This is a genomic window from Lampropedia aestuarii (assembly GCF_004803635.1).
GTDB lineage: Bacteria > Pseudomonadota > Gammaproteobacteria > Burkholderiales > Burkholderiaceae_C > Lampropedia > Lampropedia aestuarii.
The window spans coordinates 158,494-177,862 of the sequence record NZ_SSWX01000003.1 but is presented as its reverse complement, the minus strand read 5'-3'; the positions used below and the strand labels follow the sequence as shown (position 1 = coordinate 177,862).

16 protein-coding genes and 1 other RNA gene are annotated in these 19,369 nt (G+C 56.7%); 11 read left to right on the top strand and 6 right to left on the bottom strand.

Features of this window, described 5'->3' with window-relative positions:
• Positions 1–46 precede the first annotated feature (46 nt).
• Positions 47–1,303, bottom strand: a complete 1,257-nt coding sequence (gene tadA / locus E8K88_RS03520) for a tRNA adenosine(34) deaminase TadA (protein WP_136405263.1) — start codon at positions 1,301–1,303, stop codon at positions 47–49.
• Between the two features lie 180 nt (positions 1,304–1,483).
• Here tadA and E8K88_RS03515 point away from each other — a divergent pair, with 180 nt between their 5' ends.
• Positions 1,484–2,764 carry a mechanosensitive ion channel family protein gene (locus E8K88_RS03515; protein ID WP_136405262.1) on the top strand — a complete coding sequence of 427 codons (1,281 nt, stop codon included), beginning with the start codon at positions 1,484–1,486 and terminating at the stop codon, positions 2,762–2,764.
• A gap of 137 nt (positions 2,765–2,901) precedes the next feature.
• Here the strand turns inward: E8K88_RS03515 and E8K88_RS03510 are convergent, their stop codons facing one another.
• Positions 2,902–4,146, bottom strand: a complete 1,245-nt coding sequence (locus E8K88_RS03510) for a branched-chain amino acid ABC transporter substrate-binding protein (protein WP_136405261.1) — start codon at positions 4,144–4,146, stop codon at positions 2,902–2,904.
• Between the two features lie 300 nt (positions 4,147–4,446).
• On the opposite strand from E8K88_RS03510, the gene bktB reads away from it, so the two are divergent.
• The 6 genes from bktB (at position 4,447) to E8K88_RS03480 (ending at position 10,182) form a co-directional block, all read left to right on the top strand.
• A complete protein-coding gene (gene bktB, locus E8K88_RS03505; RefSeq protein ID WP_136405260.1) occupies positions 4,447–5,631 on the top strand; it encodes a beta-ketothiolase BktB in 1,185 nt (394 codons plus the stop codon).
• Positions 5,632–6,057: 426 nt separating this feature from the next.
• Positions 6,058–6,990 (top strand): ABC transporter substrate-binding protein, encoded by a 933-nt coding sequence (locus E8K88_RS03500; protein ID WP_136405354.1) that lies wholly within the window; start codon positions 6,058–6,060, stop codon positions 6,988–6,990.
• Between the two features lie 175 nt (positions 6,991–7,165).
• The gene (locus E8K88_RS03495) at positions 7,166–8,053 is read left to right on the top strand and encodes an ABC transporter permease (protein WP_136405259.1); all 888 of its coding nucleotides are present in this window, start codon (positions 7,166–7,168) and stop codon (positions 8,051–8,053) included.
• Positions 8,054–8,075: 22 nt separating this feature from the next.
• Entirely contained in the window at positions 8,076–8,870 is a 795-nt protein-coding gene (locus tag E8K88_RS03490; protein WP_136405258.1) for an ABC transporter ATP-binding protein, read from the top strand.
• Positions 8,871–9,264: 394 nt separating this feature from the next.
• An RNA gene (gene ffs / locus E8K88_RS03485) (signal recognition particle sRNA small type) lies at positions 9,265–9,360 on the top strand.
• 414 nt (positions 9,361–9,774) lie between these two features.
• On the top strand, positions 9,775–10,182 hold the full coding sequence (locus E8K88_RS03480) for a PaaI family thioesterase (RefSeq protein WP_136405257.1): 408 nt from the start codon (positions 9,775–9,777) through the stop codon (positions 10,180–10,182).
• 22 nt (positions 10,183–10,204) lie between these two features.
• Here the strand turns inward: E8K88_RS03480 and E8K88_RS03475 are convergent, their stop codons facing one another.
• The 3 genes from E8K88_RS03475 to E8K88_RS03465 all read right to left on the bottom strand — a co-directional run bounded on the left by E8K88_RS03475 (position 10,205) and on the right by E8K88_RS03465 (position 13,637).
• On the bottom strand, positions 10,205–11,035 hold the full coding sequence (locus E8K88_RS03475) for a sulfite exporter TauE/SafE family protein (protein WP_136405256.1): 831 nt from the start codon (positions 11,033–11,035) through the stop codon (positions 10,205–10,207).
• Between the two features lie 124 nt (positions 11,036–11,159).
• A complete protein-coding gene (locus tag E8K88_RS03470) occupies positions 11,160–12,278 on the bottom strand; it encodes an HPP family protein (protein ID WP_240754296.1) in 1,119 nt (372 codons plus the stop codon).
• Positions 12,279–12,422: 144 nt separating this feature from the next.
• Entirely contained in the window at positions 12,423–13,637 is a 1,215-nt protein-coding gene (locus E8K88_RS03465; protein ID WP_136405254.1) for an SAM-dependent methyltransferase, read from the bottom strand.
• A gap of 338 nt (positions 13,638–13,975) precedes the next feature.
• Between E8K88_RS03465 and E8K88_RS03460 the strand changes: the two genes are divergently transcribed.
• Positions 13,976–14,308: a hypothetical protein gene (locus E8K88_RS03460; protein WP_136405253.1), complete on the top strand. Its 333-nt coding sequence runs from the start codon at positions 13,976–13,978 to the stop codon at positions 14,306–14,308.
• Positions 14,309–14,975: 667 nt separating this feature from the next.
• On the top strand, positions 14,976–16,313 hold the full coding sequence (locus E8K88_RS03455) for a GntP family permease (protein WP_168797238.1): 1,338 nt from the start codon (positions 14,976–14,978) through the stop codon (positions 16,311–16,313).
• A gap of 111 nt (positions 16,314–16,424) precedes the next feature.
• Here the strand turns inward: E8K88_RS03455 and E8K88_RS03450 are convergent, their stop codons facing one another.
• Entirely contained in the window at positions 16,425–17,336 is a 912-nt protein-coding gene (locus E8K88_RS03450) for a plasmid replication/partition related protein (RefSeq protein WP_136405251.1), read from the bottom strand.
• Positions 17,337–17,558: 222 nt separating this feature from the next.
• Between E8K88_RS03450 and rarD the strand changes: the two genes are divergently transcribed.
• Both rarD and E8K88_RS03440 read left to right on the top strand, forming a co-directional pair.
• Complete coding sequence (rarD, locus tag E8K88_RS03445) at positions 17,559–18,488, top strand: EamA family transporter RarD (RefSeq protein ID WP_136405250.1); 930 nt, start codon at positions 17,559–17,561, stop codon at positions 18,486–18,488.
• A gap of 153 nt (positions 18,489–18,641) precedes the next feature.
• The gene (locus E8K88_RS03440; protein ID WP_136405249.1) at positions 18,642–19,358 is read left to right on the top strand and encodes an SDR family NAD(P)-dependent oxidoreductase; all 717 of its coding nucleotides are present in this window, start codon (positions 18,642–18,644) and stop codon (positions 19,356–19,358) included.
• Positions 19,359–19,369 lie beyond the last annotated feature (11 nt).

Genomic DNA, 19,369 nt, shown 5'->3' with positions numbered 1-19,369 from the left:
CTGCCTGCGACTCAAGGAAAGTGCAGTTTGCAGACCCTTTGCTGTATCAGGCCTGGGGCGGACTATGTGCTGCACTCCAAGCCTGCGCCATTATGCGCAATTGCTGTGCCAGTTTGATGGCATCACGCTGGGCATGTGCGTCCAATTGGTACAAGTTGGCTTCTGCCAGCACAGGCGCTGGCGCTGCAAAACAACCGCTGGCCCAGTTGCGCGCGTGTCCGGCATCGGGATAAGGGGCCGTCGCTTGTTGCCAAACCACCCCATCTGAATGCAAGTGCGCGCGCAGATACGCATCGAGCCGCCATGTTTTTTGAGCCGCTTGCTTTAGCGGCGCGGGCCAAATGCCATCAGTGCCATTGCAGTGCAATTGCAGCACCGCCGCTACGTCGAGCTTGGCAGCGCTACGCGCAAGTATGGCCTGCGCCAGTGCATCGCCGCCGTCTTGCCCAACCAGTACACAACGCCGCACACCCAATGATTGGAGCAGCTCAAGCACTAGCTGGGCATGGCCCGCTTCACTGTGCCAATCGGCTCGCTTGGGTTTGTCACTGCGGCCCCAACCGATTAAGTCGGGGGCCAGGGCGCTGTCACCTTGCGCGCCCAAGGCGTGCAGCAAGGGCTGCCACCAGGCCGACCAATGCCATAACGGGTGTAGCAGCACCCAAACGCAGTGATCTGGCCCTGGTATGGCGCCTTGCTGCACATAGTGCATGCGCAAACCCTGCGCCGAGGGCAAGCTGTTCGTATAAGCGCCTTCAGGCGCTTGGCCGTCCAATGCACGCGCCGGTGTGCGCAGCGCTAAATCGCTCAGGCGCTGCGGTGCGTGCTGGCTGGCTGCAGCGGCGCGGCGTCGGGCAAAAAAATGCGCCAGCAATGCGCTAGCGGGTCCGGCCATCACGCCGCCGGTAATGGCCGTGTGGTGGTTGAGTTGCAGATTGGCAAACAAGTCCACGACCGAGCCTGCGGCGCCGGTTTTAGGTTCTTGCGCTCCATAGACCACGGCTTTGAGGCGGGCTTGAAACACGGCACCACTGCACATGGCACAAGGCTCCAGCGTCACATACAGTATGCATTCGTTGAGGCGGTGGTTGCCCATCACCTGCGCGGCCATGCGCAAGGCCAGCACCTCGGCATGTGCTGTCGGGTCGGCCAGTTGCACTGTCTGGTTATGCGCCTTGGCAATGACCTGGCCTGCGCAGACGACTACCGCGCCAACCGGTACCTCGCCAGCAGCAGCGGCCAGTTCGGCCTGCTCAAGTGCCAAGGCCATCCAGTGGTTGTGAACCTCATTACTGTCCGTCATGGCAACGCGATTGTTTAGCAAGCATAGATAAGAAAACCAAGTCCGCAGCCCAAGATTGGCAAGGCTTCGTAGAATAATCTGTTAATGGCCAGCTGCGCCAAAGCATGTAGGCCGCTGAAAAGTCACATACACCAGCTGCAGTGAGCCGCATTATTTTCACGACAAAAGAAAGGTTTATGCATGGAGTGGGCAAGCCGCTACTTTGAGAGTCAAACTGAAGCAATCCAAATGGGCGTGGGACTGGTGGTCCTGGTGGCCATCGCACTGATCGCTCGGTATGTATTCGCCGTCATCGTACGCCGCGCGCTTGCGTCGGTGCGAGATTATTCACAAATCAACATTGCCAAAACCTTGCTCGATGAGCGGGTGCTGGATCGGCTAATCCGGATTGTGCCCTCTTTGGTCATCCAGCTGGGCATTGGTTTGGTGCCATTTTTACCAGTTACGCCAGCCTTGGTGATCCGCAACGTCGCCTTTGCATTGACGATCATCTATTCGGTGCGTGCCGTCAGTATGCTGCTCAAAGTCATCACCGAGCGCAGTGTACAGTTCGATACCACGCACCGCAGCACGGCCCTCAAAAGCGTTACGCAACTGCTGACCATCGTTTTGTACTGCGGTGCGGCCATCATCATCATTGCGACCTTGATTGGCCGCTCACCGGTGGTGATTCTCTCCAGTTTGGGCGCTTTGTCTGCGGTCTTGATGCTGGTCTTCAAAGACACCATTCTGTCCTTTACCGCCGGCATTCTGATCTCGTCGAACGACATGCTGCGCGATGGCGACTGGATTGAAATGCCCCAAGCCGGCGCCGACGGCGCGGTGGTCGAGATCTCGCTGCACACGATCAAAGTGCAAAACTGGGACAACACGATCACCACCATCCCGACCTGGAAGCTGGTGTCTGAGAGCTATAAAAACTGGCGCGGCATGTCCGAATCGGGCGGGCGTCGTATCAAGCGCTCGCTGTGGATCGATGCCAGCACGGTGCGTTTTTTGAACGACGAGGAAATCGACAGACTCGATGACATTGCGTTGATTCACGACTACCTGCAAAGCAAGCAGGACGAGATCCACCGCACCAACAAAGCACGCCAGCAAGTGCTGGGTGAGGTCGCTGAGCTGCCTGCCAACCAGCGCCGCCTGACCAATATCGGCACGTTCCGCGCCTATGCACAAGCCTACCTGAATGCCCGCGAGGACATCCATAAGAACATGACACTGCTGGTGCGTCAAATGGAGTCCAATGCCAACGGCATCCCGATTGAGATCTACTGCTTTACCACCACCACTGCCTGGGCCAACTACGAAGCGATTCAAGGCGACATCTTCGACCACCTGATTGCGATCTTGCCTGAGCTGGGCCTGCGCCAATTCCAGGCCCCAACCGGCGCTGACATGCGTAGCATGCTCGACACCATGGTGCAAAACGATCGATCCAGACAACTGCCACAGGCATAAACAACCATTGCAGCGTTAAGGTCGTAAACAGGCTCTAAGACTACATCTAGTTCACACAAGCACAAGGCCGACAATGTCGGCCTTGTGCTTGTGTGAAGACTAATTCCATGCCATAGCCAATGCCATTGGCTGCGGACTTAGCCTGGGCGCTTCATATCGCAAGTAGTTGGGGTACTGGCCTCCTCCAGTGAGTAATACTTGACCGGATGGAACGAATAGCCGGTGTTTTCAGACGAGTAAGGCAGCTCTGGCGTAGCTTTGGCCCATCGTCCGATGTAGAGGCCTTGCTGCAGCTGGTGATCGGTTTTGCGCATCTCCACATCTTTGTCAAAGCCTTTGACTTTCAAGCCTTCCATCGCTGCGGCGACTTTACTAGGCTCGGTCGATTTGGCCTGCGCCATGGCATTGCTCAGCAAGGCATATGCGTTGTAGATCGACGCAGTGAACATATCGTCATTGACGCGTTCCTTAAAGCCTTTGGTGATTTCACCAATCGGGCCAGGCAGGTTCATGTGGTTGTAGGACACCATATACACATTGCCTTCAGCGCCGGCGCCCAGTGCAGAAGGTGTGCCGGTCACGCCGCCGTAATAGGTGAAGAACTTCACGTTGCTCAGTCCCGCATCATTGGCGGCCTTGATCAGCAACGACAAGTCTGAGCCCCAGTTGCCGGTGATCACAGCATCCGCACCTGAGGCACGAATTTTGGCGATGTAAGGTGCGAAATCGCGTACCTGGGCCAGAGGGTGCAGGTCTTCGCCGACGATCTCAATATCTGGGCGTTTTTCGTTCAGGTTGTCTTTGGCGTACTTGGCCACCTGGTGGCCGTGCGCGTAGTTCTGATTGAGCAAGAAAACCTTTTTGACCTCAGGCAAATCCTTGATGTAGTCGGTCATGGCCTTCATCTTCATCGAGGTGTCGGCATCGAGCCTGAAGTGCCAATAATTGCATTTGGAGTTCGTCAGGTCCGGGTCCACACCCGCGTAGTTCAGAAACATCACTTCTTTGCCAGGATTGCGTGCGTTATGGCGCTCAAGCGCTTCGATGATGGCCAGCGAAGCGCCCGAGCCATTGCCCTGCACCACATAGCGAATGTCCTGGTCAATCACACCTCTGAGCAAACTGGCTGTCTCTTGTGGACTGAGCTTGTTGTCCATGCCGATCACTTCGAATTTCACGCCCGCAGGATTGATATCAGGGTGGCTGTTGAAATAGTCTGCGATGTATTGGTAACTTTTGAGCTGGTTCGAGCCCAGCGCAGCCATCAGGCCTGAGAGCGGATCCAGCCAAGCGATCTTGACGGTCTCGCCCTGCTGAGCAAACGATGCGCCACTGAAAGCGACCAATGCGGCCAAAGCCGTTGCACGAAATGCGATTTTCATACAGGTTGTCTCCATTTGAATTGATTACACCCACCATCCGAGGCCATGCACGTTGACCTCGGTGCAGCGTAAGCGGCCACCTGCACAGGCCCAATGGGGCAAGCCCTAGGAGTTGACTCCAGCTTGTCACCAAGATGACTCATTTATGCTGCACCGCAACGAATCCACATGCACTTTGTCATTCGTCCGTGTCATGATAGGGGCGTGTTCAAAAGGCATCATGGCGCTAGCTGCGCCTTGCCATACGCAAAAGCGTCTGGCCGCCCTTGCAACCCCGATTAGTCAAAAGGAGTACACCGCATGAGTCGTGAAGTCGTTGTTGTCAGCGCTGTTCGAACCGCCATTGGTACCTACGGCGGCAGTTTAAAAGACATGGCCCCTACCGCCCTGGGCGGTCTGGTTGTCAAGGAGGCACTCGCGCGTGCCAACGTAGAAGGCAAAGATGTCGGTCACGTCGTGTTTGGCCACGTCGTCAACAGCGAGCCGCGCGACATGTACTTGTCCCGCGTAGCAGCGATCGAAGGCGGCTGCCCCATTGAAACCCCGGCTTACAACGTCAACCGTTTGTGCGGATCTGGTCTGCAAGCCATTGTCTCGGCCAGCCAAAGCATTTTGCTGGGTGATGCCGATGTCGCAATCGGCGCAGGCGCCGAAAGCATGAGTCGTGCACCATACGCCAGCCTGAATACCCGCTGGGGCGCACGCATGGGCGATGTGACCTTGGTCGACATGATGGTGGGTGCCTTGCACGACCCGTTCAAAACCATCCACATGGGCGTGACAGCAGAGAACATTGCAGCCAAATGGGGCGTTACCCGTGAGCAGCAAGACCAGCTTGCTTTGGAGAGCCACCAACGTGCAGAAAAAGCCACTGCCAGCGGCTATTTCAAAGACCAGATCGTGCCGGTCACACTCAAGTCGCGCAAAGGTGATGTGGTGTTTGATACCGATGAGCATTTCCGCGCTGGCGCAAAAATTGAAGACTTCGCCAAACTCAAACCCGTATTCCAGAAAGAAAACGGCTCAGTGACCGCAGGCAATGCCTCGGGTCTGAATGATGCGGCTGCTGCGGTGGTCTTGGTCGAAGCCAAAACCGCCCAGGCCCAAGGCCTCAAACCGATCGCGCGCCTGGTGTCATACGCCCATGCAGGTGTCGATCCGAACTACATGGGCATTGGCCCAGTGCCTGCAACCCAGCTGGCATTGAAAAAAGCCGGTCTGCGTATTGAAGACCTGGACGTCATCGAGGCCAACGAAGCATTTGCCGCCCAAGCCTGCGCGGTGACACGCGACCTGGGGCTGGATCCGGCCAAAGTCAACCCGAATGGCTCAGGCATTTCACTGGGCCACCCAATCGGTGCAACAGGCACGCTGATCACCGTCAAAGCCCTGCATGAACTGCAGCGTGTGCAAGGCCGTTATGCGCTGGTGACGATGTGCATTGGCGGCGGCCAGGGCATTGCGGCTATTTTTGAACGGATCTAAGCACGCTTGAGGCACGGCCAGCTCTCAACAGCACCATGACGCCCTGCTAGGCAGCCTTGCCTTGCAGGGCGTTGTTCTTGCGGGGCGTTGTTGTTTGCACGCGGCGTCAATCGCCGAGCAGCACCGCACTGGCCTTCCCATCCATGGCATATTTTCTGCTTAATGCCTGACCATAAGCGCGACGCCGCCGCGTTAACATTTTCAACAGACTCTTAGTGAATCTCCCGATACGCCCAACCCCATGCAGCGCTTTATGGGCAGACTTTTTAAGTTACGATTCAGGCTGACAAGCTGACTGCCATCCAGCAGCTCTATGGCCAGACCCAACCAGCGCCAAACCGGCTGATTTTTTTGATTGAAGGACATCCCATGAAAACACAAACAAGTGCTGCGCGTCGTCAGTTGCTCCAAATCGCCGCTGCGGCCATGCTCGGCCTGGGCATTGTGGCCAGCCCTGCTGTGTACGCGCAAACCAAATCGGTGGCTGTGACCGCCATCGTTGAGCATCCTGCGCTGGACTCCGTGCGCGATGGCGTCAAGGAAGAGCTGGAAGCGAATGGTTTCACTGGCGACAAACTCAAATGGCAATACCAAAGCGCCCAGGGCAACCCAGGCACGGCCGCGCAAATCGCCCGCAAATTCATCGGTGAAAAAGCCGATGTAATCGTCGCGATTGCCACCCCATCGGCCCAAGCCGTGGTTGCCGCCAGCAAGGAAATTCCAACCGTCTACTCCGCAGTCACCGACCCTGTGGCGGCCCAACTGGTCAAAAGCATGGATGCCACTGGCACCAACGTCACAGGCGTGTCCGATGCCTTGTCGCTGGAAGAGCAAGTCAATTTGATCAAAAAAGTGGTGCCTGACGTCAAGCGCATCGGCATGGTTTACAACCCAGGCGAGGCGAACTCGGTCGTGGTCGTTGAAGAATTCAAACGCATTCTGCCGGCCATGGGCATTGAGCTGGTCGAGTCCACTGCGCCCCGCACGGTCGACATCACCGCCGCGGCACGCAACCTGGTGGGCAAGGTCGATGTGATCTACACCAACACCGACAACAACGTGGTGTCGGCCTACGAATCACTGGTCAAAGTGGCCACCGATGCCAAAATCCCATTGATCGCCTCGGATACAGACAGCGTCAAGCGCGGCGCAATTGCAGCTCTGGGCATTGACTACAAAGACCTGGGTCGCCAGACCGGTAAAATCGTGGTGCGCATCCTCAATGGTGAAAAGCCTGGCGCAATTCCATCCGAGTACAGCACCAACCTGGAGCTGTACGTGAATCCGAAGGCAGCGGCAGCGCAAGGCGTTACACTCTCGCCTGAGTTCATTGCCTCGGCCAAAGAAGTGATTGAATAAGCACTTTTGCTCAGCCAGACTCTGGAGAGTCTGCCCCACATACTGGGCAGACTCTCCATTTTGTTTTTTAGCTTTTCAACTGCAGGCGCCGCCAGCCAAGCCAAACTCCCAGCCAGTGGAGCTTGCTAAAGCGGGGCCGTTTGCGCATTTATAACGATCCAGAAAGCCATTTGCCATGACGTTTTACGCTTTCATGGGCTCCATGGAGATCGGTCTGATTTTCGGCCTGGTCGCCCTAGGGGTGCTCATTTCCTTTCGCATCTTGAACTTCCCGGACTTGACGGTCGACGGTTCTTTTCCACTCGGTGGAGCGGTCGCAGCGACCCTCATTTCCACTGGCACCAACCCCTTCCTGGCGACAGCCATTGCCACATTTGCTGGCGCCATGGCCGGCTTTGTGACCGGCTGGCTCAACGTCAAGCTCAAGATCATGGACTTGCTGGCCGGTATTTTGATGATGACCGCGCTGTACTCGATCAACCTGCGCATCATGGGCAAACCCAATGTGCCGCTGATTTTTGAGCCAACAGTATTCACCACCCTGATGCCGGGCATCTGGGCCGACTACATTGAAAAGCCACTGATTCTGCTGGTCATTGTGCTGATTGCCAAAATCGTGCTCGACTGGTATTTCTCATCCGAGCGCGGCCTGGCCATGCGCGCCACCGGCGCCAATTCCCGCATGGCCAACGCCCAAGGCGTGGCAACCAACCGCGCGAAATTAGCGGGTCTGGCGATCTCAAACGCCCTGGTGGCACTGGGCGGTGCCTTGTTTGCACAAAGCCAGGGCGGCGCAGACATCTCAATGGGCATTGGCACGATTGTCATCGGTTTGGCTGCCGTGATCATTGGTGAGAGTGTGCTGCCTTCGCGCAAAATTCTCTGGGCCACACTGGCGGTGGTCATTGGCGCCCTGCTCTACCGCTTCTTTATTGCGCTGGCTTTGAACAGCAGCTGGATTGGTCTGAAGTCGCAAGACTTGAACCTGATTGCATCGGTGCTGGTGGTACTGGTCTTGGTGTTCCCGATCTTGAAACGCCAGCTCAAATCGCTGGCCAAGTAACCGAATTTGGAAGAGACCGCATATGCTCAAAGCACAAGACCTGCGCATCACCTTCAACCCAGGCACACCAATTGAGAATCCGGCGCTGCGCGGCGCCAGCCTGGAAATTCCATCAGGCCAATTTGTCTCGGTGATCGGCTCCAATGGCGCTGGCAAGTCCACCTTCCTCAACGCCATCTCGGGCGACTTGATCATGGACTCCGGCACGATTGAGATCGACGGCATCGATGTCAGCAAAAAACAAGCCTGGGAGCGTGCCAACCTGGTCGCGCGCGTGTTCCAAGATCCGATGGCTGGCACCTGCGAGGCTTTGACGATCGAAGAAAACATGGCGCTGGCGATGGCGCGCGGGCGCAAGCGCCGCTTTGGCTTTGCGCTGAATAAAGGTAACCGTGAGATCTTTCGGGAAAAGCTCGCAATCCTGAACCTGGGCCTGGAGAACCGCCTGACCGACCGCATCGGCCTGCTCTCAGGCGGCCAGCGCCAAGCCGTCAGCTTGCTGATGGCTTCGCTGCAACCCTCGCGCATCTTGCTACTGGACGAACACACCGCAGCACTCGACCCTAAAACGGCCGCGTTTGTACTGGAGCTGACCGCCCGCATCATCGAAGAAAGCCAGCTCACAGCGATGATGGTCACGCACAGCATGCGCCAGGCACTGGACTACGGCAGTCGCACCGTGATGCTGCACCAAGGCAAAGTGGTGCTGGACGTCAGCGGCCCCGAGCGCCAAGGCATGGATGTGACCGATTTGCTGCAAATGTTTGAGCGCACACGCGGCGAAAAAATCTCTGATGACGCCTTGCTGCTGGGCTAAGAGCCTGTTCAAAGTCTCCACGCAGACCGCGTTGGAGCCCAAAAGGATACGATGCGCGGCAAAAACCGCTGTCGGGCTATCTGCCCGGCGAGGATTTTTAACAAAGCAGCGTGCCTTTTGGACTCCAACCCCGCATACCAAAAGGAGCTGCAAGGCACAAAAAAACGCATGACTGCGTTGCCCGTTTTGCTCATACAGACGTATGAGCGGCAACAGGCGTCTTGTACAGCCTCTTTTTTGTGCCTTGCGCGACTGCGTCGAGACTTTGAACAGGCTCTTAGACAGGACCGCCTGCACGTGCAGGCGGATTAATCGGGCATTCTTTTACGTTTGTATGCAGTGATTGTGGCCTGGCTGGACTTTAAGGCCCGCTGAATCGATTACAATAGCCAGCGACGGGCCTCCCCGCATGGTGAAACAGCCAACCGGGTCAGGTGGGGAACCAAGCAGCCCTAACTGCGTAGCCAGTGCCGGGGTAAGGCTCGTCACCCTCTCATTTCAAGCAACTCTTTCAGGCTCAGTGGCAGGGCGCTGCAAAGAGGCTTTATCACACTCCCCCACAAAAATATTCTATTGCTTAATGCCACGCGGCAATATGGATGGCATCTCTGCGACCATTCGAAGCACAGCGGCTTTGTCACGCACGCCATCCAACAGTGCATGCGTCTCATCCGTCAAAACCTCTTTTACCGTGCAATCGGCACCAGTAATGCGCCAACCTACATCCCCTCAGAACCATGCTCGGGTATGAAGCCTCGGCTAGCTTCAATGCACCATGCGTCCTTACCTGAGAAACCTGAACACCTGGCCACTGCACCATCTCTACAATTGAATCAGTAAGGCTACAGCCTTCTCCCTCAACGGTATAAGAGCCTGTTCACAGGCTCTAGGAAAGGCCAAAGAAATGGACACTATTCGGGCATTTGCACAGCAAGTATTCAACAGCCAGCCCTTCAGCCAATGGATTGGTGCCGAGTTGACCACTTGTGGTCCTGACAGCATAGAGTTGACCTTGGCCATTGCAGACCACCACAAGCAGCAGCATGGCTTTGTGCATGGCGGCGTCATCAGCTATCTTGCAGACAATGCCATCACGTTTGCTGGCGGACTGGCGCTCAATGGCAATGCGCTCACTGCAGAGTTCAAGATCAACTACATTCGCCCAGGCGTGGGCACGCATTTGATTGCCAGAGCCCAGGCCCGCCACGCGGGCAAACGCCAGGCCGTGTGCCAATGCGAGGTATTTGCGGTCGATGGTGGCGAAGAAAAACTCTGTGCTTTAGCGCAAGGCACCATCGTTGCGGCGGGCTAAAGGGGCGCTCTTTGTGCGCAGATCAAGCCCCTTGCACGCTTTTATACAGCATATAAGCGGCCAAACTGGCCAGCAACAGCGCAAAGACTTTCTTCAACGCTGCCACATTCAGGCCATGCGCCACCTTGGCACCCAACGGCGCGGTCATCACACTACACATGGCAATCAGCACCAGGGCTGGCAGGTAAAAATAGCCCCAGCTGCCAGGTGTGGTGTTGGCAATGCTCCAGCCTGAAACGGTGTAACCCAGCACATTGGCAATGGCAATCGGAAAACCCAACGCAGCACTGGTTGCCACAGCCTGGTGAATAGGCACGTTGCAGCGGCTCATATAAGGCACGGACAAGAAGCCACCGCCCGCCCCTACCAACCCAGAAATAAACCCAATGCCTGTGCCAACTGCGCTCAAACCCCAGAAGCCATGCACGCCATTGCGCACACCGGCTGTCTTGGTTGCGCCCTTGAACATGCGCCAGGCCGAATAACCGACAAACACCGCAAAGAAAAGGCCAATCGCCTGGCCTTTGAGCATCGCAAATGCGCCAGCACCAGCGAGCAGGCCCCCCACGACAATGCCCGGTGCAATGCCGCGCACAATAGGCCAACGGATCGCGCCTCGTTTGTGGTGTGCCCTCACGCTGGAGAGCGAGGTGAACAAAATCGTCGCCATCGCCGTGGCAATGCCCATTTTGATCGCGAGATCACCGCTGACACCCTGTTTTCCCAATATAAACACCAAGCATGGCACCAAGACCATACCGCCACCAATCCCGAGCAGGCCGGCCAAAAATCCTGCCCCCAAGCCAATTGCCATCAGCGTCACGATCAACGCAGCGTCCAAACCAAAAAACATAGTCTCTTTCTAGTTGTATTTCAAGGGCAAGCCTGCAGTTACTGCTGCGCGCAGAGCCTGCTGAGCGCCAGCTTCCCAACAAAACTAATATAGCCTGAAACCATTAGCACTGAAGCAACAACCATTAGGCGATAGGCACAGCACAGGCCCGGTATAAGGCGTTGATCAGGTCCGACTGGGTCAGAATCCCTAGCACATGCTGCTGCTCATCAATAATCGGCAAATGGCGGTGCTGGTGCTGGGTGAAGATCGGAATAGCATCGACCAGGGCTTGCTCAGGCCTGGCTGTCAGTACCTGCCGGCTCATGATCTCGCCAACCGTTTGCGGCTTGCGCCCGCGCATGCCGCGCAGCAAACCACGCAGTCGCCAGGCGATGCCTTCATGCGCATCGAGATCGATTTGTTTCATGAAATCTGCGGTGGTGACAATACCCACCAGGCACTGCTGCTGGTCAACCACCGGCAGTGCTTTGATGCTGTGCTGGCGCATCAATGCCCAGGCCTGGTGCAGTGGCAGATTCTCGGGCACCAGGTGTGGCTCGGCGGTCATGATGTCGGCACAGCGCAATTCACCCATATTGCGTTGGTAGGCATTGGCCTCGGCCTGGCGCAACAGGCGGGTCAAATCGTTTTCATTCATGTCCACGACCTGGTTGTAGCGCAGCAAAGCGGCATCCAAGTCGGCCTGGGTAAAACGCGCAGACGCACTGGCAGGCTCAGGGCTGGCCCCAAGTGCTTGGGGCCAGGGCCTGCCGCTGAGGTTGTTGTAGACCAAGCCCGCGAGCACCAAGAGCAAGGAGTCGACAAACACCGGTGTGAATGCGTAACTGAACTGGTCAACACCGGCCAGCAGCATCAGCAACGCCGAGGCGCCGCCTGGCGGGTGCAGGCAGCGTAAGGCAAACATCAGAGCAATCGCACCAGCCACCGCAATGGCCGCCCCTAGCATTGGATCAGGCACCCAACGCACGCAGGCAATGCCAACCAAGGCCGATAAGGTGTTGCCACCAATCACCGACCAAGGCTGTGCCAAGGGGCTGCTGGGCACAGCAAATACCAGGACTGCGCTGGCTCCCAATGGCGCTATCAGCCAGGCCATGCTCTGGCCATCCAAACCCAACACGTTGTGGCTCAAATGGTAGGCGCCCAAGCCCGCAATACAAATGCCCAAGAATGCGCCAATGCAAATTCGCCATTTCTCTTTGGCATCGACGCGCTGGGCTTTGGGCCAAAAGGCGTTCAAAAATGTCCTCGGGCTGATTTGAGGGCTTGCTCCATTACTCATGCACTGGGACTCACTTCACGGCCTTTTGACTGACCACGTCAACACGCAAAGGGCTCTACTATGCCACTTTTGCTTTTTTTATGCAGGCGCTTGCGCCAACACTCAGCGGGGGCTGCTGTACATATAGCGGCGTGACCACGGCAGCGTGCTGGCAGCGCGCCCTGCCTTGCGCAGCACACTTTGGTAGATGGACACATCGTCGTTTTCAAACGCATAAGCGCAACCTGCCAGATACACCCGCCAAATGCGGAATTTCTCCTCATCCACTTGCTGGCGAATGGTCGCGGCATGGGCTTCGAAGTTCTGCGACCACAGCTGCAAAGTGCGGGCGTAATGGCGCCGCAGGTTTTCTACATCGACAACCTCAAAACTGCCACGTTGCGCTGCCTCAAGCGTCATGCCGATATGCGCCAGCTCGCCATTAGGAAACACATACTTGTCGATGAACTCGCCAGCGCCCAAAGCCGTATCGCCACTATCCGCATCGGACGAGGTGATGCCATGGTTCATCACAACGCCATCCTCAACTAACAGCTCGCTGATACAGGCAAAGTACGCAGGCAAATGTTTGCGCCCAACATGCTCGACCATGCCTACGCTGGTGATGCGGTCAAATTGGCCTTGTATGTCGCGGTAGTCCTCCAGGCGAATCTCAACGCGCCCGTCCAAGCCCGCAGCTTTCACACGCTCTTTGGCCAAATCGTACTGGTTTTGCGACAGGGTAATGCCCACGCACTGGGCATCGAAGCGGCTGGCTGCTCGTAGCACCAAAGCACCCCAGCCGCAGCCAATATCCAGCAACCGCTGGCCGGGTTGGAGGTCAATTTTTGTCAGAATGTGGTCGATTTTTTTAATTTGGGCTGTGGCCAAATCTTCATCGCCTTGCTCGAAGTATGCACAGGAATACACCATGTTCCCATCGAGCCACTGCTGGTAGAACGCGTTGGAGACGTCGTAGTGGTACTGAATGGCTTTGCGGTCACTGGCTTTGGTGTGTGTGAAGTAATGCGCTACACGGGCAGACAGCGAGTTGCCGACTGCCGCATTGCGCGCCATCGCGTAACCAGTTTGAATGATGTCGGCCAGCGGCCCCTCCAGGTCAATCCGGCCACGGATATAAGCTTCAGCCAAATTGGCCAAACTCGGGTTGAGCAGCAAAGGCAAGGCCGACGCGTGGTTGACCTTCAAGGTCACGCGGGGCGAGGCGAAATCGCCCAAATCCCATTGCTGCCCGCTCCAGAGTGTGACCCGCAATGGCAAATTGACTTGCGAACGCACATCCGCAGCCCAGTGCTCTAACTTGTCTTCCAACAACATCTCAACTCCCTTCGCAATACGACGTACAAATCAATGACGTGGACTGGATGGAGGATGGTCCCTTCGATGGATGTTCTGTCTGCCGCAACATCGAACAGAGCATCCGTTCAGTCAGCTGGCGCCTGGCTGATTTCCAGTGCCATGCGCCAGCAGGCCAGGAAATACTTCAGGTCGGGCCATTCTAACGACATGTCAACGATTGTTGCAACGCTGCGCGCTCTGTGCATCCCAACCCGCGAACGGCGCAGCAAAGCCCGCTTTGCTGGCTGTGCCTTGGTTGGCAGCGGTCTATACGGATGCTATAAAAGCTGTTTGCCACCAACTACAAGGAGTTCAGCATGACCCAAACGATTGAGCCGCGTGAATTACTCACTAGCGCAGAACTGGCGCTCTACAACGACAGCCTCTCTGAAGCAACATTGCGCAAGCGCACATCGGCACAATTGCGCCGTGATTTGCAGCGCGCGCGCCAGTTGCGTGACAAAGCCCAAGACACTTATCGCCGCCAAGTGGGCGAGACGCGCCAGCGCACCGGCACCAAGCGCGGAGTGCATGGCACTTCCAACCAGAGAACCCGCGAGAAAGCACAGATTCTTAGTGCCACCGTCGTGCGCCTGAGCGAAGCAGCGCAGCAGGTAGCTAAGGCGGAACAGGAACAAGCAAAAGCATAAAGTTATACCTAGCCCAAGCGGCGACTGTGCGGACCTCATCTGGGCCCAGCCAATCGCCGTTATCTGGCCGGTCATAGCATGGACCGACACTTGCGCGCGGAGCCTAAGAACGTGTTTACGATCTTTTTGCAGTCGCGCAAAGCACAAAAAAGAGGCAACGCAGCTATGCGTTTTGTACCTTGCCCTTCGGGTTGGAGTCCCAAAGGCACGCTGTTTTGTTAAAAACCCTCGCCGGGCAGATTGCCCAACTGCTGTTTTAGCCGCGCATTACCCCCTTACTGGTTTCAGCGCAGCTGCGTAGAAATGATGCATAGGCTCTCAACACCATGCAAATGCTTCGCACGGCCACTGCTGCAGCGTGACCTGGCCAACCGAGATGGCGATGACCCCAAACATCATGCGTGTTACATCCCGCTCGACACCATCGCGTTATCGCCAAGTCACCCAAGCCATCAGCGTCGACCACGCCAGCCATGGCAGAGGTACAAACATTTGGGTTTTATAATTTGACACCATTTGCCCAAGGCAAATGCTTGTGCGTTTGAACGGGCTGATTGATGCGCGCGCAATGTGTGCTCAATGGCCTCGTCTCTTCAAGACCCATGCGGTCTTGAGCCTTTTTGCTGCAGTGCCCGGATCGGCCAGCAGCTCTCCTACCAGACCCATCATGAGCAATCTTGCCCTCACCTCTTCGCTGGTGGCCCTCAGCATCGTGGCCATCATTTTTCTCACTGCCAAACTCAAAGCCAATGTATTTGGTGCCTTGTTTGCCGTCTCGCTGGCCTTGGCCATGCTGGGCACAGACCTGCCGCTGGCCAAGGTGATTGACACGCTCAAAACGGGCTTTGGCAGCACGCTGGGCAATATCTCCTTCATCATCATTTTTGGTGCGGCCATTGCTGTCTGCATGCAAAAAAGTGGCGGTGCGCTGAGCATTGCTAGCCATATTCTGAATTTTTCCGGCAAGAAAAATGCCAAACCGGCGATGGCCTGGACTGGTTTTATTCCTGGCTTGACGATTTTTTGTGACACCGGCTACATAATCTTGAGCGGCATTGCCCGCAGCATCAGTGCCAATGCCAAAGTACCGATGCCGCTGATCGCCTCAATTCTGGGCTCCGCCCTGTTTGCCGTGCATTGCCTGGTGCCGACGCACCCTGGCGCATTGGCCGCAGCGAGCACTTTGAGCGCCAATATTGGCTGGATGGTGCTGGCAGGCATCGCCTTCTCAATCCCGGGCTTGCTTGCCGCTTACTTCTGGTCGGCATGGATGTGCAAAGGCCAAAACTACGCCCCTGCTGAACTGACGGAGGACGAGACAATCTCTACCGAAAAACTGCCTTCTTTTGGCTTTTCACTGGTGCCAATCGTGCTGCCTTTGGTGTTGATCTCCATCTCTACCTTACTGACCACACTGGGCTTTAAAGATGGCTTTGCCACTCCCTTGCACTTTTTGGGCAACCCTGTGATCGCCTTGCTGGTCGGCATGCTTTGTGCGATGTGGCTATTGGCGGCGAATGGCGGCAAAAAAGGCGACTTCAACCATGTGCTGGAAGACGCGATCATGAAAGCCGGCCCGATTCTGATCATCACTGGCGCTGGCGGCATGTTTGGTGCAATCATCAAGGAGACCGGCGTTGGCACGGCATTAGGTGACGTGTTGGGCGGCGCGTCGGTGGGCCTGCTGGTGCCATTCATCATTGCGGCCTTGCTCAAAACCGCTCAAGGCTCGTCGACTGTGGCAGCATTGACTTCGGCTGCGATCATTGCGCCTAGCTTGGCGACCTTTGGTCTTGATTCGGACATGGGCCGAATTTTTGCTGTACTGGCCGTGTGCGCTGGCTCGATGGTGGCCTCACACGCCAACGACTCGTACTTCTGGGTCGTCACCAAGATGTCGAATATCGAAATGAAGGATTCGCTGCGCGTCTTTACTTCGGCCACGATTGTGATGGGCGTGGTCAGTTTTGCCTGTATCTGGGGCGTTAGCCTCTTTGTTTTGTAAGACGATGACAGGGCCAGGCGCAATAGCCTGGCTTGCAAGCCGATTGCGCAGCAGTTGCTCAATGCGGCAATGGCCAAAGCACAGAGGCATGCCCTGCACTTGTGGGGTGCATCAACCAGCTAAGGCCTGCTCCAACTGCTGCTTGAGCATGGCATTCTCAGCCAACAGCTCTTTGACGCGTTGGCGCAGCTGCAACAACTCAAGCTGTGGCTCTTGCTGACCGGCCTCGGCATTCTCGCCCCCTGCTGCATCGCCTTCATGGGCTGCGCGCTCGTCAGCTTTGGCTTTGCGCTTGGCCTCACGCACGCGCTTGGCCGCTTGTTTCAGCTCATCCGTGCCGGCTTGCGCCGCGGCGATTTGCTCATGCTCCGGCAAGCTGGCTACGGTTGCTGCTGCGCTCAAGGAAATACCACCCGAGCGCAAGGCCGCAACAACCTCGGTGGCTGCGTGCTTTTGAATTTTTTCGATCATTTGCACTTGGCTGCTGCTCAGGCGAGCGGCTTTGGCCAGCGCCTCGCGGCTGTTAAAGGCCTGCGCTTCTAACAGTTGCTCCTGCGCGGCCACAGGCGCCATCGTGTTCTCGCCTTCCCAAGGCGCATCGCCAGAAGAAGCGTCCGCTGCCACAGCCGCATCGCTACCTGCAACCTGCAATGGTGCTGTGGGCACCTTGGCCACCACAGCCTCGCGAATTTGCTGGCTGCGGCCTTGCAAAATCTCGCGCTTGCGCAGCGCCAGCACACCGCGTTGGTAGTCAGAAACGCTGCGGCGGCCCAAATGCTGCTCAATCATCCACAGGTACACATCTTCCATCGATTGGAAGCGGGTGTTCTGCACGGTTTGAAACGGCAGGCCATGCTTTTGGCAAATGCTGTAGCGGTTATGGCCATCGATCAGCACATTGCCCCATAGCACCAAGGCATCGCGGCAGCCTTCGGCCAGAATACTGCGCTCCAGGGCGGCGTACTCGTCCTCACTCAAAGGATCGATGTAGGCCTTCAACTCTTCCTTGACTTCGATTTCCATAGCCAGCTGACTCCAAACACATGCAAAGGCGGGCATTGTAGCCAATGCCCCCACCCGCGCATGGACTGGCGCAATGGCAACTGCGGTGCGAAGCCAGTGGCGTCCATACCGGTGATGCGTGGCGCCACTCAGCATCTGCCCCAAACGCCGCACCTGGTTCCATGAAAGCGCGTATGATCGACCAATTGAGCACTGCACGCTGATTCCATCGACTGCCCCTCCATGCCACTGCCACCGTCCGCACGCTCGGAAACACACGCCGGTCTTCTGTATGCTTTACTGGCATACAGCGTTTGGGGCCTGATGACCGTTTACTGGAAAGCAGTGATTTGGGTGCCAAGTGTGGAGTTGATATCGCACCGGGTTCTGTGGACGCTGGTGTTGATTCTGCCCTTGGTGCTGTTGATGCAACAAGGCCAAGCACTGCAAGCTGTTTTGCGCAGGCCCCGTCTGCTTGGCGTGCTGGCCATCACCGCCACGCTGGTATCGATCAATTGGCTAGGCTTTGTATGGGCGGTGAATAACGACCGTGTGGTGCAAGCCAGCCTGGGCTATTTCATCAACCCTTTGTTCAGTGTACTGCTAGGCGTGATCTGCCTGCGCGAGCGCCTACGAAAATGGCAGTGGCTGGCGGTGTGCATGGCTGCTGCCGGTGTGGTTTGGATGGCCATCCGCTTGGGTGAAGTGCCTTGGATTTCCTTGCTCTTGGCATCTTCATTTGCACTCTATGGGCTGCTGCGCAAATTCACCCCAGTCACAGCGACCGTGGGCTTGACGGTTGAAACTTTGATCATCACTCCAGTCGCCTGTGCCTATTTGGTCTACCAGTCAATCTCAGGTTCAGGCCTGGCGTTTGCCAGCCATGGCTGGACAGGGATGCTCCTGGTAGCTGCCTCTGGCATTACCACCGCTTTGCCACTGCTGTGGTTTGCGAATGCCGCCCGGCGGCTGCCACTGTCGACCCTGGGTTTAATGCAATACTTAGCGCCCAGCTTGCAACTGGCCTTAGGCGTCTTTGTCTACCATGAATCCTTCACGCGCGACCACCTGGTTGCTTTTGGGCTGATCTGGTCAGGGCTGCTGGTGTTCTCCTTGGATACCTTGCATATCCAATGGCGTCAGCGCCAAACGGCCAAAGCGCTCAGCATCTGATTGTGGTGCTATCCAGAGCGACCTTGCAGAGCAAGGCGGATATACCGCTTTGTTTACAATTTTGGCCACGCATAGGCCAACAGCGGCTGCGACCGCCTTTGTAGTGTTCCACTCGGCATGACAAGGCATCCTCAATCGGTAATGAGCAACACAATGAACTTCTTAATCGTCGGTGCCAGCAAAGGGCTGGGCAAAGCCTTTGTAGAGGGTTTGGGCCAGCCAGGCGACCGGGTGATTGGCATCTCGCGCCAACGCCCCAGCGAGATCACCCTGCCCACCTCAGTCACACTGGATTGGATTGAGGTCGATATGCGTCAGCCGCTGGCGGCTGCACAAACCATTGACGCGCAAACCCCAGACACACTGGATGTGCTGATCTACAACCTCGGTATCTGGGAGGAAGCGGCTTTTACCGACGCCTACCGCTTTGAAGACGATGCCGATGCGCAGATTATGGCCATGGTCAACACCAATATCGCCGCCGCCTTGCTTTTGATCAAACGCCTGCTGCCCAAGCTGCTGCGCGCACCCAAAGCCCAGCTGATCCTGACCGGATCAACCTCGGGCCTGCGCCAAAGCGGTCGGCCAGAAGTGACGTTTGCGGCCTCCAAATTCGCCTTGACAGGCATGGCCGACGCGCTGCGTGAAAGCTACCGCGATGCAGGTCTGGCCGTTACCAGCTTGCAATTGGGTTATTTGAATACCGAAGATGCCTTGGCCACACCGGTCACCACTGCCGCCGCACGTGGCGATGGCAGCCTGATTCCAGTGCACGATGTGGTCACGATGGTGCGTGCGCTGCTCCATCTCTCGAGTGCTTCGTTTGTCCGCGAGTTGGTCTTGCCAGCCATCGCTGACCAGCGGTTTTAAAAGCCCCTTTG

What these genes read in the sequence shown, in the direction of transcription:
- tadA (WP_136405263.1), bottom strand. Translation starts at nt 1,303, where the DNA reads ATGACGGACAGTAATGAGGTTCACAACCACTGGATGGCCTTGGCACTT.
- E8K88_RS03515 (WP_136405262.1), top strand. Translation starts at nt 1,484, where the DNA reads ATGGAGTGGGCAAGCCGCTACTTTGAGAGTCAAACTGAAGCAATCCAA.
- E8K88_RS03510 (WP_136405261.1), bottom strand. Translation starts at nt 4,146, where the DNA reads ATGAAAATCGCATTTCGTGCAACGGCTTTGGCCGCATTGGTCGCTTTC.
- bktB (WP_136405260.1), top strand. Translation starts at nt 4,447, where the DNA reads ATGAGTCGTGAAGTCGTTGTTGTCAGCGCTGTTCGAACCGCCATTGGT.
- E8K88_RS03500 (WP_136405354.1), top strand. Translation starts at nt 6,058, where the DNA reads ATGCTCGGCCTGGGCATTGTGGCCAGCCCTGCTGTGTACGCGCAAACC.
- E8K88_RS03495 (WP_136405259.1), top strand. Translation starts at nt 7,166, where the DNA reads ATGACGTTTTACGCTTTCATGGGCTCCATGGAGATCGGTCTGATTTTC.
- E8K88_RS03490 (WP_136405258.1), top strand. Translation starts at nt 8,076, where the DNA reads ATGCTCAAAGCACAAGACCTGCGCATCACCTTCAACCCAGGCACACCA.
- E8K88_RS03480 (WP_136405257.1), top strand. Translation starts at nt 9,775, where the DNA reads ATGGACACTATTCGGGCATTTGCACAGCAAGTATTCAACAGCCAGCCC.
- E8K88_RS03475 (WP_136405256.1), bottom strand. Translation starts at nt 11,035, where the DNA reads ATGTTTTTTGGTTTGGACGCTGCGTTGATCGTGACGCTGATGGCAATT.
- E8K88_RS03465 (WP_136405254.1), bottom strand. Translation starts at nt 13,637, where the DNA reads ATGTTGTTGGAAGACAAGTTAGAGCACTGGGCTGCGGATGTGCGTTCG.
- E8K88_RS03460 (WP_136405253.1), top strand. Translation starts at nt 13,976, where the DNA reads ATGACCCAAACGATTGAGCCGCGTGAATTACTCACTAGCGCAGAACTG.
- E8K88_RS03455 (WP_168797238.1), top strand. Translation starts at nt 14,976, where the DNA reads ATGAGCAATCTTGCCCTCACCTCTTCGCTGGTGGCCCTCAGCATCGTG.
- E8K88_RS03450 (WP_136405251.1), bottom strand. Translation starts at nt 17,336, where the DNA reads ATGGAAATCGAAGTCAAGGAAGAGTTGAAGGCCTACATCGATCCTTTG.
- rarD (WP_136405250.1), top strand. Translation starts at nt 17,559, where the DNA reads ATGCCACTGCCACCGTCCGCACGCTCGGAAACACACGCCGGTCTTCTG.
- E8K88_RS03440 (WP_136405249.1), top strand. Translation starts at nt 18,642, where the DNA reads ATGAACTTCTTAATCGTCGGTGCCAGCAAAGGGCTGGGCAAAGCCTTT.